The sequence below is a fragment of the Phaeobacter sp. CECT 5382 genome, assembly GCF_001457775.1.
Classification (GTDB): Bacteria; Pseudomonadota; Alphaproteobacteria; order Rhodobacterales; family Rhodobacteraceae; genus Pseudophaeobacter.
In genome coordinates this window covers 294,810-310,151 of the sequence record NZ_CYSG01000004.1, presented here as the reverse complement: position 1 = coordinate 310,151, position 15,342 = coordinate 294,810, and the positions used below count along the sequence as shown (strand labels likewise).

The 15,342-nt window shown below is 56.5% G+C and carries 15 protein-coding genes; 11 read left to right on the top strand and 4 right to left on the bottom strand.

Annotated features, from left to right (window positions below; all coding sequences use genetic code 11):
- Positions 1-80 precede the first annotated feature (80 nt).
- The 5 genes from PH5382_RS06895 (at position 81) to PH5382_RS06875 (ending at position 4,797) form a co-directional block, all read left to right on the top strand.
- Positions 81-542 (top strand): peroxiredoxin, encoded by a 462-nt coding sequence (locus PH5382_RS06895; protein ID WP_058333609.1) that lies wholly within the window; start codon positions 81-83, stop codon positions 540-542.
- A gap of 355 nt (positions 543-897) precedes the next feature.
- Positions 898-1,761 (top strand): ferritin-like domain-containing protein, encoded by an 864-nt coding sequence (locus PH5382_RS06890; protein ID WP_058333608.1) that lies wholly within the window; start codon positions 898-900, stop codon positions 1,759-1,761.
- Positions 1,762-2,078: 317 nt separating this feature from the next.
- Complete coding sequence (locus PH5382_RS06885; RefSeq protein ID WP_058333653.1) at positions 2,079-3,410, top strand: M23 family metallopeptidase; 1,332 nt, start codon at positions 2,079-2,081, stop codon at positions 3,408-3,410.
- Positions 3,400-3,945 (top strand): bactofilin family protein, encoded by a 546-nt coding sequence (locus PH5382_RS06880; RefSeq protein WP_058333607.1) that lies wholly within the window; start codon positions 3,400-3,402, stop codon positions 3,943-3,945. Before PH5382_RS06885 ends, PH5382_RS06880 begins: the two co-directional genes overlap by 11 nt.
- A 543-nt stretch (positions 3,946-4,488) precedes the next feature.
- Positions 4,489-4,797, top strand: coding sequence for a hypothetical protein (locus PH5382_RS06875; RefSeq protein WP_058333606.1), 309 nt, complete (start codon positions 4,489-4,491; stop codon positions 4,795-4,797).
- A gap of 182 nt (positions 4,798-4,979) precedes the next feature.
- On the opposite strand, the gene PH5382_RS06870 is transcribed toward PH5382_RS06875, so the two are convergent.
- Both PH5382_RS06870 and PH5382_RS06865 read right to left on the bottom strand, forming a co-directional pair.
- Positions 4,980-5,525 carry a peptidylprolyl isomerase gene (locus tag PH5382_RS06870; RefSeq protein ID WP_058333605.1) on the bottom strand — a complete coding sequence of 182 codons (546 nt, stop codon included), beginning with the start codon at positions 5,523-5,525 and terminating at the stop codon, positions 4,980-4,982.
- Complete coding sequence (locus PH5382_RS06865; protein ID WP_058333604.1) at positions 5,518-6,024, bottom strand: peptidylprolyl isomerase; 507 nt, start codon at positions 6,022-6,024, stop codon at positions 5,518-5,520. The genes PH5382_RS06870 and PH5382_RS06865 overlap by 8 nt, the downstream gene beginning before the upstream one ends.
- Positions 6,025-6,171: 147 nt before the next feature.
- On the opposite strand from PH5382_RS06865, the gene pgk reads away from it, so the two are divergent.
- From pgk to PH5382_RS06835, 6 genes are all read left to right on the top strand, one after another.
- The gene (gene pgk / locus PH5382_RS06860) at positions 6,172-7,362 is read left to right on the top strand and encodes a phosphoglycerate kinase (RefSeq protein WP_058333603.1); all 1,191 of its coding nucleotides are present in this window, start codon (positions 6,172-6,174) and stop codon (positions 7,360-7,362) included.
- A 325-nt stretch (positions 7,363-7,687) separates the two neighbouring features.
- A complete protein-coding gene (locus PH5382_RS06855; protein WP_058333602.1) occupies positions 7,688-7,987 on the top strand; it encodes an FtsB family cell division protein in 300 nt (99 codons plus the stop codon).
- Positions 7,988-8,219: 232 nt separating this feature from the next.
- Positions 8,220-9,209, top strand: coding sequence for a pyruvate dehydrogenase (acetyl-transferring) E1 component subunit alpha (pdhA, locus tag PH5382_RS06850; RefSeq protein ID WP_058333601.1), 990 nt, complete (start codon positions 8,220-8,222; stop codon positions 9,207-9,209).
- Positions 9,210-9,224: 15 nt separating this feature from the next.
- Positions 9,225-10,592: a pyruvate dehydrogenase complex E1 component subunit beta gene (locus PH5382_RS06845; RefSeq protein ID WP_058333600.1), complete on the top strand. Its 1,368-nt coding sequence runs from the start codon at positions 9,225-9,227 to the stop codon at positions 10,590-10,592.
- Between the two features lie 14 nt (positions 10,593-10,606).
- Entirely contained in the window at positions 10,607-11,920 is a 1,314-nt protein-coding gene (locus PH5382_RS06840) for a pyruvate dehydrogenase complex dihydrolipoamide acetyltransferase (protein WP_058333599.1), read from the top strand.
- A gap of 266 nt (positions 11,921-12,186) precedes the next feature.
- Complete coding sequence (locus PH5382_RS06835; RefSeq protein ID WP_197410010.1) at positions 12,187-13,782, top strand: methyltransferase domain-containing protein; 1,596 nt, start codon at positions 12,187-12,189, stop codon at positions 13,780-13,782.
- A gap of 226 nt (positions 13,783-14,008) precedes the next feature.
- On the opposite strand, the gene cysE is transcribed toward PH5382_RS06835, so the two are convergent.
- Entirely contained in the window at positions 14,009-14,827 is an 819-nt protein-coding gene (gene cysE / locus PH5382_RS06830; RefSeq protein ID WP_058333597.1) for a serine O-acetyltransferase, read from the bottom strand.
- 136 nt (positions 14,828-14,963) lie between these two features.
- On the bottom strand, positions 14,964-15,329 hold the full coding sequence (locus PH5382_RS06825; protein ID WP_197410009.1) for a DUF7742 family protein: 366 nt from the start codon (positions 15,327-15,329) through the stop codon (positions 14,964-14,966).
- Positions 15,330-15,342: the final 13 nt, after the last annotated feature.

The following is a 15,342-nucleotide window of genomic DNA, read 5'->3' as shown; positions in this document are numbered from 1 at the left end:
GCTTCGATCTGTGTTTATCCTTTGCCCGTGATGGCCTAACTATGGCATGCAGCTGTTGCCAAACCGTTTGGAGACCCAAAATGCTCGACCTGTCTGATCATGCCCCTCTGTTCACCCTGCCACGCGATGGCGACGGAGTGGTTTCACTTGCAGCACTGAAGGGCAAGGCCGTGGTCCTGTTCTTTTACCCACGCGATGATACGCCGGGCTGCACCAAAGAATCCATCGGGTTTTCTGAGCATCTGCAAAGCTTTGCCGACGCCGGAGCGCTGGTTTTTGGGATTTCAAAGGATCCGGTAAAGAAACACGACAAATTCGTCGCCAAACATGGGCTCACCACGCCTTTGCTATCTGATGCCGAGGGCTCCACCTGCGAAGACTATGGCGTGTGGAAGGAAAAGAACATGTATGGCAAGAAGCACTGGGGAATCGAACGTTCCACCTTTCTGATCGACGCCGAAGGCCGCATTGCCCGGGTCTGGCGCAAAGTCAAAGTGGATGGCCATGTCGAAGAGGTGTTGGAGGCGGCTGCAGCACTCTAGACTGTCGGTCTCAGTCATTTCCGTCTCAGTCATTTTCGAATCACCATGACTAACAGACGCTTTGCACGGGGAAACGCCACCGCCCCAATCCGGGACAGCATAGCTGTCTCGCTTGCCAGAATCGCCTGCCAGAGTCGCGTGTCAGTTTCGCTTGCAGTGTGGCGCCAGCAATGGCAGGGGACGGATCAGATAAAGGGAACTTGTGACTTTCACTTTCATCAGACCCTGAGCCAGCTTTGATCAAAGCCGAACCCAGCTAGCCCTGCTTACAGCCGCCTGCCCCGGATTCCCAGTTCGGAACGTTCCTGCTCAAGCCCGAACCCTGCTCCATATTTTTTCACGTCGAGGACCCGCAATGACATCACAACTCACACTCGCCCAGATGGCTAACGAAGTGTTGATGACAGCGGATGGGCACGAAAAGACCACGCTTTCGCGCCGCTATGCCGCCGCCTGGCGCCAAGCCCGCAATGAAGCCCGCGATGAAGTCGGCCACTCATCAGACTGCGCCATCAAGATCGGTACCGCACAACCACCACTGCATCCGGCACGACCACAAAAGCCAGAGTTGCTGAACCCGCGGGATGTGCCAAAGCGCAAACCCGGCAGTGAAGCCGGGCGCATCGCCCTATTGCATGCGGTGGCCCATATCGAGCTGAACGCCGTAGACCTTCACTGGGACATCATTGCCCGGTTTTCTCATGTGCCTTTGCCCATCGGTTTCTTTGATGACTGGGTCAAAGCCGCCGACGAAGAATCAAAGCATTTCAAACTGATGTGCGACTGCCTTGAAGCTTTGGGCAGCCACTATGGGGCCCTTCCGGCCCATGCCGGCATGTGGCGCGCCGCCGAGGATACCGCAGAGGACCTGATGGGACGGCTTGCGGTTGTCCCCATGGTGCTCGAAGCTCGTGGGCTGGATGTGACACCCGGTATGATCAATGTCTTTCGCAATGCCAAAAACACGCGGGCCGTCGAAGCACTGGAAGTGATCTACGCCGAGGAAGTGAGCCATGTCGCCTATGGCTCCAAATGGTTCTACTTCCTGTGTGGACGCGACAATCTGGATCCAAAGGTGGTGTTTCACCAATTGGTCCGCAAGTATTTCCGCGGCGCCTTGAAGCCCCCCTTCAATGAAGAAAAGCGTGCCGATGCTGGCATTCCGCCCGATTTCTACTGGCCCCTGACCGAAGACATCAAACCGATTGCCGGTGTCTAACTCCGGTTTCCACCACCGTATCCTGCAAGCAACCTGATTGCACCGTGGTCGCCTTTGTCTGCCCATTGTCGGCTGTCCATTGCCGGCTGTCCATTGCCGGCTGTCCATTGTCTGTCCGTTTTCAGGAGGTTTCAGAGGGACGGCGGCGGGGAGGCTGTGGCAAAAATCCGCCCAAGGTTTAGCAAATGCAAGGAAAACACCGCTGAGGGACGCTGCAGACTTGCCCAAAGCCTCGGCTCTGGCTAATGATTTCGTCCAGAGCAATGGCAGGGGATGGCTGTGGCTCTGAATGTTTGGGATGGGACAAGGATCAGTTCGTGCGCACACGTCTGGCTATCAAGATACACTCATTTCTGGAACATAGGTTTCCGGAACGCCGGGTCTTTCTGAAATCTGACACAGATACTCGCTTCATCCGATTACGACCGGAAACGCAGCTGGTAGCGATTGCCGGTATGGTGCTTCTGGTTTCCTGGGCCATTGTTGCCACGGCCATTGTGCTGATGGACAGCATCGGTGCCGGCAATTTTCGCGAACAGGCCAAACGGGATCAGATGACCTATCGTGCACGTCTGAACGCAATATCTGATGAGCGTGACAACCGCGCCGAAGAGGCCCTGGCGGCACAGTCGCGGTTCAATGCAGCCCTGGCGCAGATTTCGATGATGCAATCCGAATTGCTGACCTCCGAAACCCGTCGGCAGGAACTTGAAACCGGCATCGAGGTGATCCAGACCACGCTGCGCCAGACCATGACCCAGCGCGACACCACCCGCAGCGCCTTGGAACAGCTGAAGGCCAACACGCAAGGCGAGAGCGCAGCCCAGGCACATGCCGCAACCGCGCCGGTTCAGATGGATTTCCTGTCCTCCGTGCTGAGCGATACAGCTGCCGAACGCGACCAGATCGAAGCCGATGCCCGCCAGGCCCTGGAACAGCGTGCTGAAATGGAGTTGGAACTGGAACTACTGAACGAGCGCAACGACCAGATTTTCCGCCAGCTGGAAGAAGCCGTCACCGTTTCGGTCACCCCGCTGGACAAGATGTTTCGCAATGCAGGCATGCCCCCGGACCGGATCCTCGAACAGGTGCGGCGTGGCTATAACGGTCAAGGTGGTCCGCTCAGCCCTTTAGCCCTGTCCACCCGCGGTGAAGAACCCACTGCGGATGAGCTGCGCGCCAACCAGATTCTCAACAAGTTGGACCAGTTGAACCTGTACCGTATGGCGGCGCAGCAGGCGCCTTTTGCCACTCCGGTTAATCTCGGCCTGGTGCGCCAGTCTTCGGGCTACGGCTATCGTCGAGATCCTAAAACTGGCGGCCGCCGCCTGCACAAAGGCTCTGATTTTGCCGGAAAAACCGGCACTGATATCTTTGCCACCGCCGATGGTGTCGTCACCCATGCGGGCTGGCAATCAGGCTATGGCAAACTCGTTTCCATTCGCCATGCCTTTGGCATTGAGACAAAATACGCCCATAACTCCAATCTGCGTGTGAAGGTCGGTCAAAGGGTCTCGCGCGGCGATCATATTGCTGATATGGGTAACACCGGACGGTCCACCGGGACCCACCTCCACTATGAGGTAAGGGTCAATGGCAAACCCGTAAACCCGATGATCTATATCAAGGCTGCAAGAAATGTTTTCTAAGAGCAAAATCAACGAGCCCGGGCCCAAGCAGGCCGAAGCTACCCCCACAGCTGCACCTGCCGCTGCGGCCCCTGCTGCCCCCTCCAGCGATTACAAGCCCTCGACAACCCCGAAGGCAAAACCACCAGCATCGCTGCTCAGCTCCGATCTGCACATCACCGGCAATCTCAGAACCACTGGTGATATCCAGGTTGAGGGCACCGTTGAAGGTGATATCCGCGCCCATCTGCTGACCGTTGGCGAGACCGCCACGATCAAGGGCGAAGTGACTGCCGATGATGTTGTGGTCAATGGCCGCGTTGTCGGTCGTGTGCGCGGCCTGAAGGTGCGCCTGACCTCGACCGCCCGTGTCGAAGGGGACATCATCCACAAAACAATCGCCATCGAAAGCGGTGCCCACTTTGAAGGCTCCGTGCAGCGTCAGGACGATCCTTTGACACCTGGCGGCAAAAAATCAGCGCCTATCGGTGCAGCTGCCACGGCCCCTTCGGCAGCCGTCAAAGCTGCAACCGCTGCCGCCAAAGCTGAAGGCTGAAGCTCACGGGTTTATAGGCCGAAATTTAGGCCATAGCTTGACCCTGTAATTTGTTTTGAAAAGGCGTCGCGAAATGCGGCGCCTTTTTCCTTGGCCCTTTCCTTGGCTCCAATCCATATCACCTCCCCTTTAGGGTGCGGCTAGGATGCGGCGACCTGATGTCGAAACCTTCTGGCTTTGGCCTGCCTCTGCCTCACCGTGACAGTCGTTTCTGGGAGAATGATATCCGAATTGGGACATCTTGTGGAACACTGCCCCCTTGCGAGATGCAACTATAGCTTGACGTCAATTGACATCCATTTTCGTACAGCCCCTATTGGGAGCTTCCGCAATGACAAATGTGCTGATCAATGGCCCAAGTGGTCGTTGCACTCTAGATTTCCTGACAGTTGGCAGATTCCACTACCTCAGTTCGGCCTCGTCCTCCTCGACGCCACTTGTGATCGCAGCTAGAAGTGGCGCATCTCTGACCCTAACCAGTAGTATCTACGGTTCCATCTAGACCTATTGGTCCTTCAGATCCGTTTCGATCAGCGCACACGGGTGCGTGAAACTCTCCATGTCAGATTTTATCTGCGCTTTCACAAGCTGGACTATCATGGAACCGGCGAGGCGTATTCCGGCGACGACCGCATCACGTGCAACACTGCGTTTGGCCGCCACTTCCCAACCTATTGCGGCAGCGATACCAGCGACGGTGGTGGCGACAACATCGACCGGCTGACGTTCAAACAGCAAGACAACGACGTTCTGACCTCATTTTCCAATGTTACAATTCTTGTGCAGTGCAGCTCTGCGGGCCAAATGCAGGACGTGGACAACTTCCTGTTCCAGTCAGCGATATCTGACTGACTTTACAGAAAAGGCCGCGCCAGTACATTCTGACGCGGCCTTTCGTTTTCTTGTTTCGGATCTTTGTGATCCTCCCTGACCGCCGCCGTCGCCAATCCATTTGCTCGCTAAAGGCGCGGCTCTTGATTAGCGGAGAAAGAACGACCTGTCCGGGAATTGGTCAGGAGAATTGGCCCGGGCAATTAGTCGGTGACTGTGACCTTTGTCATGACATCCGGCTTTCCAACCACTGAGCCACTGTTGCCCGCGCCGCGCTTGATTGCATCCACAACATCCATGCCCTCGGTGACTTCGCCAACGATGGTGTACTGACCGTTGAGAAAATGCCCTGGCTTGAACATGATGAAGAACTGCGAATTGGCGCTGTTGGGGTTCTGCGAACGTGCCATGCCAACCACACCACGATCGAAGTTCAACTCCGAAAACTCGGCAGGCAAATCAGGCAGCTCAGAGCCCCCCATGCCAGCGCGGCTCATGTCTCCACCCAGACGGCCAAACTGAACGTCGCCCGTCTGTGCCATGAAGCCCTCGATGACGCGGTGGAACACCACGCCGTCATATTTACCTTCACCAGCCAGCGCGGTGATCTGCGCGACATGTTTAGGCGCCAGATCTTCAAGCAGGTCGATCTTGACGGTGCCATTGGCCTCGCCCTCGATCTGGATTTCGAGCCCCGAAGCCAAAGCCGTGCCTGCCATCAGGGAAAAGGCAGCTGCGAGCTTAAGCATCGGCAGCAACCTTGACGCTGATCATACGATCAGGCTCCGCAGGTGGCTCACCTTTGGTGATGGCATCGACGTGCTCCATGCCTTCGATGACGCGGCCGTATACGGTGTATTGGCCGTTCAGGAAGTGGTTATCTTTGAAGTTGATGAAAAACTGCGAGTTGGCCGAATCCGGATTGGCCGAGCGTGCGGCACCCAGGGTGCCACGATCATGCGGCAGTTTAGAGAATTCTGCAGGCAGGTTTGGCAGGCTGGAGCCACCGGTACCGGCCATGCGGATGTTGAAACCATCTTCCATGTCGCCGTTGGCGACATCGCCAGTTTGAGCCATGAAGCCATCGATAACCCGGTGAAAACAAACGTTGTCATATTCACCAGCGCGGGCCAGTTCTTTCATGCGCTCGGCATGTTTCGGGGCAACATCCGCCAGAAGCTCAATAACGACATTGCCGTCCTTGAGTTCAACGATGACGGTGTTTTCTGGATCTTTAATCTCGGCCATGAGGCCCTCCTGTCAACAAAATTTGCACCGATAATTAAGGGTAGCGCTCGCAATTGCCAAGGGAGCATTGACTGATGGGCAAAAAGCCACGAAATAACATCGGATTTATCCGCATTCTTTCGCATTTTTTGCACAGAGGAGCCTTCCATGGGCTGGAAAACACTCGACGATATGGACCTGAACGGCAAACGCGTATTGGTACGTGTGGACATCAATGTCCCGATTGTTGATGGCGTGGTTACCGATTCAACCCGGATCCGTCGCATTGCCCCAACCGTACGAGACATTCTGGCTGCAGGCGGCAAACCAATCCTTCTGGCTCATTTTGGCCGCCCAGGTGGCGAACGCCGCGAAAACCTGTCGCTGGTCCAGCTGATACCAACGCTGGAGCGAGCCTTTGAAACCAATGTGCTGTTTGCCGCCGACTGCGTCGGCGCCGGGGCAGCCGAGGCCGCCAATGCGCTGCAGCCCGGCGAAGTGCTGCTGCTGGAAAACACCCGCTTCCACGCCTCAGAAACCAAGAACGATCCCGTACTGGCGGCTGGCATGGCTGAACTTGGCGATATCTATTGTAACGATGCTTTCTCTGCCGCGCATCGCGCCCACAGCTCCACCGAAGCCATTGCTCACCTGCTGCCCTCCTGTGCAGGTCGCCTGATGCAGGCTGAACTTCAAGCACTGGAAAGTGCTCTGGGCGCCCCAGAACGCCCGGTTGCCGCCGTTGTGGGCGGGGCGAAGGTATCGACCAAACTGGAACTGCTGGGCAATCTGGTCGAAAAAGTGGACTACCTGATCATTGGCGGCGGCATGGCCAATACCTTTCTGGTCGCCAAGGGCTTGCCGGTCGGCGTCTCTCTGGCGGAACGCATCATGAAGGACACCGCTGCCGAGATCCTCGCCAAGGCCGAAACCACCGGCTGCAAGATCATCCTGCCCAGCGATATCGTGGTTGCAGAGAAGTTTGAATCTCACGCCAAGCATCAGATCCTGCCCGTCGATCAATGCCCGGACGATGGCATGATCCTGGATGCTGGCCCTGACAGCGTCGCCACCATCAACGAAATTTTCGAGCAAAGCAAAACGCTGATCTGGAACGGCCCACTTGGCGCATTTGAGCTTGAACCCTTTGATGCAGCCACCAATGCGGCTGCTCTGAAGGCCGCCGCATTGACCCGTGCGGGCCTTTTGACCGCTGTTGCCGGTGGTGGCGATACCGTAGCCGCCCTGAATGCATCAGGCGCGGCCAAAGATTTCACCTATATCTCCACCGCAGGCGGCGCATTTCTGGAATGGATGGAAGGCAAGGTCTTGCCCGGTGTTGAGGCCCTTTCGCACTAAAGAAGCACCTTTCGTTGTTCCCGCAGTGGAACGAGAGGCTATCGGACCAGCCCTGGGCAATGACACCGAGCTGGCCCCTGCCCGCAAACATATAAAGGCCGCCGGAGTCAATTCGGCGGCTTTTTCTTTTCCCTTCACGCCATGCTAACATAGTGATCCACCCACCCTTGCCGGACAGATTAACAAAAAGTTAATAGTGAAAAATCTATCCCCTTGGACTCAAAAGGGGATTCACAAACCGAATCACTTGTGGCATAAAGATGTCAGAGGCCGGAACAAACGGCCCAACGACAGACTTGAGCAGTAAACATACAGGCAACTCCACGTGACCCGAAGCCACAAGCCTTCCATCGGTGCTTTCACCTTTTTTGCCATCGCATTCGCGCTGAGCGCGTATTTTACCTTTGCGGCGGTTCAGGGTGATTTCGGGTTGTTCAGAAGGGTCGAGATTCAGGCCGAAGCGGATGAGCTTCGCCTGGATCTCGCTCGCCTTCGGCATGAGATGACTGGAATGGAAAATCTGACCCACCGGTTGTCGGACGACTTTCTTGATCTTGACCTGCTGGATGAACAGGCCCGTTCCGTGCTCGGCCTGCTGCGCGCTGACGAAATCGTCATTCGCTAAACCCTTTATATACGCCTGATACCGCACAGCTGTCTGATCCGGCTGTTGAACCGATCCCAATGGCATGCAACCATGTGGGGCGTAGCTTTGCGTCGGACCAAGATTGTTTCGACCGGCGCCGGTTCTGCGGTGAAATGACCTCGGGTCACAAAAACACTCGCCAGTCGGGTCAAAATCCATTATGGATTAGTTTAACACTAAACTACCTAGCCTCAAGGGGGAGCCCGTAACGATGGCTGCTAGAAAAAGCACAAAGAAACCAAATGTTTCCGCCGAAGAGCTGACTGCGTTTTATCGTGACATGCTTTTGATCCGGAGATTCGAGGAAAAGGCCGGTCAACTCTATGGCATGGGCCTGATTGGCGGTTTCTGCCACCTCTACATCGGCCAGGAAGCGGTTGTTGTCGGGCTCGAAGCAGCTGCCAAAGACGGCGACAAGCGCATCACCTCTTACCGCGATCACGGCCACATGCTGGCCTGCGGCATGGATGCCGGTGGTGTCATGGCTGAGCTGACCGGCCGCGAGGGCGGGTTGTCCAAAGGCAAGGGCGGCTCCATGCATATGTTCTCGAAAGAGAAAAACTTTTACGGTGGCCACGGCATCGTGGGGGCTCAGGTGCCACTGGGTGCGGGTCTTGCCTTTGCTGACAAATACAAAGGCAACGACAATGTCACCTTCACCTATTTCGGTGATGGGGCTGCCAACCAGGGCCAGGTCTACGAGACCTTCAACATGGCGGCGATCTGGGATCTGCCGGTCATCTTCGTGATCGAAAACAACCAATACGCCATGGGTACCGCGCAGGCCCGCTCCACCTCGACCCCTGATATCTACACCCGTGGCGCTGCTTTTGGCATCCCCGGTGAAGCGGTGGATGGCATGAATGTGCTGGCCGTCAAAGAAGCCAGTGAACGCGCAACCGCACATTGCCGCGCCGGTAAAGGCCCCTATATCCTTGAGGTCAAAACCTACCGCTATCGTGGCCATTCGATGTCGGATCCGGCAAAATACCGTACCCGCGAAGAAGTGCAAAAGATGCGCAGTGAGCGTGACCCGATCGAACAGGTCCGCGATATGCTGCTGACTGGCAAACACGCCAGCGAAGACGATCTGAAAGCGATCGACAAGGAAATCAAGGACGTGGTCAATCAGGCCGCTGAATTTGCCCGCACCAGCCCGGAACCAGCGCTTGATGAGCTCTGGACCGATATCTACGCCTGAGGGGAATGAAGAGATATGGCAACTGAAATTCTGATGCCCGCCCTGTCGCCGACCATGGAGGAAGGCACACTGGCCAAATGGCTGGTCAAGGAAGGCGATACCGTAAGCTCTGGCGATATTCTAGCCGAGATTGAGACCGACAAGGCCACGATGGAATTCGAAGCCGTCGATGAAGGCGTGATCGGCAAGATCCTGATTTCCGAAGGATCTGAAGGCGTGAAGGTCAACACCCCGATCGCGGTGCTGGTCGAAGAAGGCGAAAGCCTTGATGCGACGCCTGCGGCGAGCAATCAAGCGCCAGCGGCCGGGGCACCTGCGGCGCCCGCAGCCCCTGTCGCTGCTACCGTGGCTCCAATCGAGCCCCAGGTGGACAGTTCTCCGGACTGGCCCGAAGGCACCGAGGTGGTTCCCACTACCGTGCGTGAAGCCCTGCGTGACGCAATGGCGGAAGAGATGCGCGGCAATGAAAACGTCTTTCTCATGGGCGAAGAGGTTGCCGAATACCAGGGCGCCTATAAAATCAGCCAGGGACTGCTGGACGAATTTGGCTCCAAGCGGGTCATCGATACTCCGATCACAGAGCACGGATTTGCGGGGATCGCCACAGGGGCAGCCTTTGGCGGTTTGAACCCGATTGTTGAGTTCATGACCTTCAACTTTGCCATGCAGGCGATCGACCACATCATCAACTCTGCCGCCAAGACGCTCTATATGTCCGGCGGCCAGATGGGGGCTCCCATGGTGTTTCGTGGCCCCAATGGGGCTGCTGCACGTGTTGGGGCGCAACACAGCCAGGACTATGCCGCGTGGTATATGCAGATCCCTGGTCTGAAGGTTGCGATGCCCTATTCTGCCTCGGATGCCAAGGGTCTGTTAAAATCGGCGATCCGTGACCCCAACCCGGTGATTTTCCTCGAGAATGAAATCATGTATGGCCGGTCGTTTGACGTGCCCAAGATGGATGATTTCACTGTTCCCTTCGGCAAAGCTCGGATCTGGCGTGAAGGCAGTGATGTGACTATCGTCTCCTTTGGTATTGGCATGCATTTCGCTCTCGAAGCGGCTGACCAGCTGGCCAATGACGGCATTTCCGCAGAGGTTATCGACCTGCGCACCCTGCGGCCGATGGATCTGCCGGCCGTGATCAAATCAGTGATGAAGACCAACCGTCTTGTCACTGTCGAAGAAGGCTGGCCGCAGGGATCCGTTGGCAGCTATATCGCCTCAGAGGTGATGCAGCAGGCATTCGACTACCTGGATGCGCCCGTTGTGACCTGCACCGGCAAGGACGTACCCATGCCCTATGCCGCCAACCTGGAACGCCACGCGCTGATCACCACCGAAGAGGTCGTGGCAGCCGTGAAACAAGTGACCTACCGGTAAGGAGCGCGAGAAGCATGCCCACAGAAATCCTGATGCCTGCGCTGTCCCCCACCATGGAGGAAGGCACCCTTGCCAAATGGCTGGTCAAGGAAGGCGATACCGTCTCGTCTGGCGACCTCATCGCCGAGATCGAAACCGATAAGGCCACGATGGAGTTTGAGGCCGTTGATGAAGGCATTGTCGGCAAGATCCTCATAGCTGAGGGCTCTGAGGGCGTGAAAGTGAACACGCCCATTGCGGTCTTGTTGGAAGATGGCGAAAGCGCTGATGATATTGGCACCACGCCAGCTGCGCCGTCAGAGGCTGCATTGGCAGCCGACGCGGGTCACGAGGCGGCCCCTGTGGTCGCCGAGGCACCCGCTGCCCCGGCCCCGGCAGTCCCGGTTGCCGCAGATGGCACCCGGATCTTTGCCTCGCCTTTGGCACGTCGCATTGCGGCCGACAAAGGGCTGGATCTGGCCCAGATCACAGGCTCTGGTCCGCGTGGTCGTATCGTCAAGGCAGATGTGGAAACCGCCACTGCGGCACCACAACCCGCTGCTGCGACAGCCCCTACAGTGGCACCCGCCACGCCTGGTGCGACTTCTATGCCAACAGGCGCCTCTGCCGATATGGTTGCCCGCATGTATGAGGGGCGCACCTATGAAGAGGTCAGCCTTGATGGCATGCGCAAGACCATTGCCGCCCGCCTCACCGAAGCCAAACAGACCGTGCCGCATTTCTATCTGCGTCGCGACATCCAGCTCGATGCACTGCTCAAGTTTCGCGCTCAGCTGAACAGGCAGCTCGAGGGCCGTGGCGTCAAACTCTCGGTCAATGATTTCATCATCAAGGCCGTGGCGCTGGCGCTACAGGCGGTGCCGGATGCCAATGCGGTCTGGGCCGGTGATCGTGTGCTGAAGATGAAAGCTTCTGATGTGGCAGTGGCCGTCGCCATAGAAGGTGGGCTGTTCACGCCCGTGCTGCAGGACAGCGACATGAAATCCCTGTCGGCTCTGTCGGCTGAGATGAAGGATCTAGCTGCTCGCGCCCGCGACCGCAAGCTTGCGCCGCATGAATATCAGGGCGGCAGCTTTGCCATTTCCAACCTCGGCATGTTCGGCATCGACAATTTCGATGCCATCGTGAACCCACCGCATGCTGGCATCCTAGCTGTCGGTGCCGGGGCCAAGAAACCCGTAGTCGGCGCAGATGGTGAATTGAAAGTGGCGACAGTGATGAGCGTCACAATGTCTGTTGATCACCGCGTCATCGACGGAGCCCTTGGGGCGCAGCTGTTGCAGGCCATCGTCGAAAACCTGGAAAATCCAATGGTCATGCTGGCCTAATTTTTCCAGATCACAAATCGTTCCAATGCATTTTGCAGGTCGAACTGGAAGGTCGTCATACAAACCTTCGCCCTGAAACACAGGGCGAAGGTTTTTTCGTTTTTCATTTTTCCCTGGCTTTACGGCAGCATCTCGACATCTTCACACAGAAAACGCGACTCCCGCATAGATTGTTTTTCTCAATTCTTCAGGCATAGGGATTTTATTAAAGTTCTTGCTCTATTCATCTCAAACAGTGGCGACTGACTGGCATGATGGAAGATGAAATGACACACTCGACAACAGACTACAATATCACCATGGTCAAACCCGACGGCTACGTACATGCCGCCGCTTTTGATGAAATCGGCGAAACACTTTTGTTTGGCCTGCAAGAGCTTTCGCTGAACGCCAAGCTCAGTATCAACGCGATCGACTCTGAAGCGCGCAATATCATTCTTGGCGCCAATCTTTTGCAACCTGCGACTTTTGCGCAGTTGCCCAAGGACACGATCATCTACAATTTCGAACAGCTCGGCAATAAATCCGCTTGGGACACGCCCGAGTTGCGTTGGCTTTTGTCGAATTTTCAGGTCTGGGATTACAGCACGGAAAACCTGCAGTACCTTGAAACTCTGGTCATGGATCAAAGCCCAAAACTGGCCCCCATTGGCTATTGCGCCGCGTTGAGCCGGATCGAAAAACCGGTGGAACAAGACATTGATGTCCTGTTTTACGGCAGCCTCAACGAGCGACGCAAAATGGTGCTCGATTCCCTGCGCGAAGCAGGCCTGAACGTGGTGCATCTGTTCGGCGTTTATGGCGAAGAGCGCGATGCGCATATTGCCCGCGCCAAGGTGGTGCTGAATATCCATTTTTATGACACCAAAATCTTTGAAATCGCGCGTGTTTCCTACCTGCTCGCCAACAAAAAAGCCGTCGTTTCCGAATTTGGATCGAACTCTCTGATTGCCCACCCCCTGCAGGATGCGCTGACGCTGGTGCCCTACGAGGACCTGGTCACCAGCTGTATCGCACTGGTCAATGACGACAAAATGCGCGCAGAGGTCGAAGACGCAGGTTTTACCGCCTTTTCTGCGCTGAAAGAAAGCGACATTCTGGTCGATCTTGTTCTGGATGGCAAAGCCCCAGCATCCACGGCCCCGGCGCCCGTGACGCCCAAATCAGAAAAATCCAAGGCCACGACAGCAAACCCGAAAAAAGCCAAGCCGCCCAAAGCGCAATCAAGCAAGCCAGCTCCTGCCGCAGCGCCGACGGCAGCTCCCTCCCTTGCTTTGCCCCGCACCCTGAACATGGGCAGCGGCAAGGACTTCCGCAAAGACTGCGTCAATCTGGACTACTCGGACTATTGGAGCCCGGATATTGTCACCGACCTCAGCCGCAAGGATCTGATCGGTACGGAGTTTGAGTGCGACCGCTTTGGCAAAGTGACCCTCGAGGAAGGCATGTTTGACAAGATCATCTGCAATGATGTGATCGAGCATATCCCCGATCTGGTATCGGCTATGACCAACTGCATGAACATGATGTCGGTTGGTGGTCATTTTGAAATTCTGGTGCCATATGATCTGTCCTTCGGCGCATGGCAGGACCCGACCCATATCCGTGCGTTCAATGAAAACAGCTGGCTCTACTATACAGATTGGCACTGGTATCTTGGCTGGAAAGAGCATCGCTTTGACACCAAGAAGCTTACCTATAACCTCAACCCGATCGGTCGCAAACTGCATGAGGACGGGATGGGCCAGGACGAGCTGATCCGTACGCCGCGCGCCGTCGACTCCATGTTCGTGGTCTTTGAAAAACGCGCCCTGACCGACAAGGAAAAGGCAGTGGCAGATCACTTCACCTCTCGTAAGTAGGCTGGTGCTGCATGTATCGGAACGGGGAACCACAGTTCTCCGTTCTACGCTGTCTTGTTCGGCCGCAAACCCCTTCCAAATTTGCAGGGCTAGCCCGGAGAAATACTCTGCAAGCCATTGAAGACACGAAAAAAGGGGCAAAACTGCCCCTTTTTGACGTTTTACATCTGCAGTTGCGATGTCGCAATCAGGCTAAGCCCCTTGGATGTTTCCATCCGACACAGTCTTAAGGCTGAAGTGATCCGTTTGGCACCACCTGATCCATGCTGACCGAAGGCTGATCACAGCCCGCTTCACCAACGATCTTTGCCGGCACACCCGCAACGGTTTTGCAGGGCGGCACTTCGGACAGGACGACAGAGCCGGCCGCAATGCGACTGCAATGGCCAATCCGGATATTGCCCAGCACCTTGGCACCGGCCCCGATCAGAACGCCGTCTTCGATCTTGGGGTGGCGGTCCTCTTCTTCCTTGCCGGTACCGCCCAGCGTCACCGAATGCAACATGGAGACGTTGTTGCCGACAACCGCAGTCTCGCCAATGACGATGGAATGGGCGTGGTCGATCATGATGCCGCGGCCAATACGGGCGCCGGGATGAATATCGACGCCAAAGATCTCTGAGATCCGCATCTGGAAGAAAAACGCCAGATCCTGATCGCCCTGCTTCCACAACCAATGGGCCACGCGATAGGCCTGCACGGCCTGATAGCCTTTGAAGTATAGGATCGGTTGCAACAAACGATGGCAGGCCGGGTCACGGTCATAAACCGCCATCAGATCGGCGCGCGCCGCAGCAATCAGGCTGGCATCCGCCGCATAGGCTGCATCGACGATTTCTCGCAGGATCACCATCGACATCTCGTTCGAGCACAGCTTGGCTGCAATGCGATAGGACAGGGCCTTTTCGATCGTTGGATGGTGCAGGATACAGGCATGGATCAGCCCGCCCATCAGCGGCTGCTTGGCGACGGCTTCGCGTGCCTCCGTCGAGATCTGATCCCAGACCGGATCCAGGGGAGCTACTGCTGTACGCAACTTGATCATGACCTGCTGTCCTCTTTCTGGCCTCGCTGGCACTCATCATGGCATCTAGGGCAGAAAAACCCAAACGCAAACCCTTGATGAAGAAGATTTCGAAATTGAATGGGTCACAATACCGGCACGTGGCCACCCCGCCAGACTATGGGCATGTCCATGAACTGGCGCGCACAATTTTTGTAGTTCCCGGCTTTTCGGCTGCTGGTGCAAGCCGCAGCTTCAGCTCGACCAGGACCAGCAGCAGGCTGTCAATGAACTCCGGATCATGCCAGAGCGGCTCTTGCACAAGAGGCATGGTTCTGGCCGCCGCATCCAGAGTGCCATTGCCCCAACGCGGGTGCAGCTGATTGCGACACCGCATATGGTCGGCGGCCTGTTCCGCTGCATCAAACAGGTCGCGACACAGGTCTCGGCGTCGGCATAGTGGCTGCGCAAGCAGGGCACGGGCCAGAGTTGTAACATCCTGCGGCAAAACCGGACTTGGTCGCCACAATGGCTCAGCCGTCACTTGCGGTCCGAGG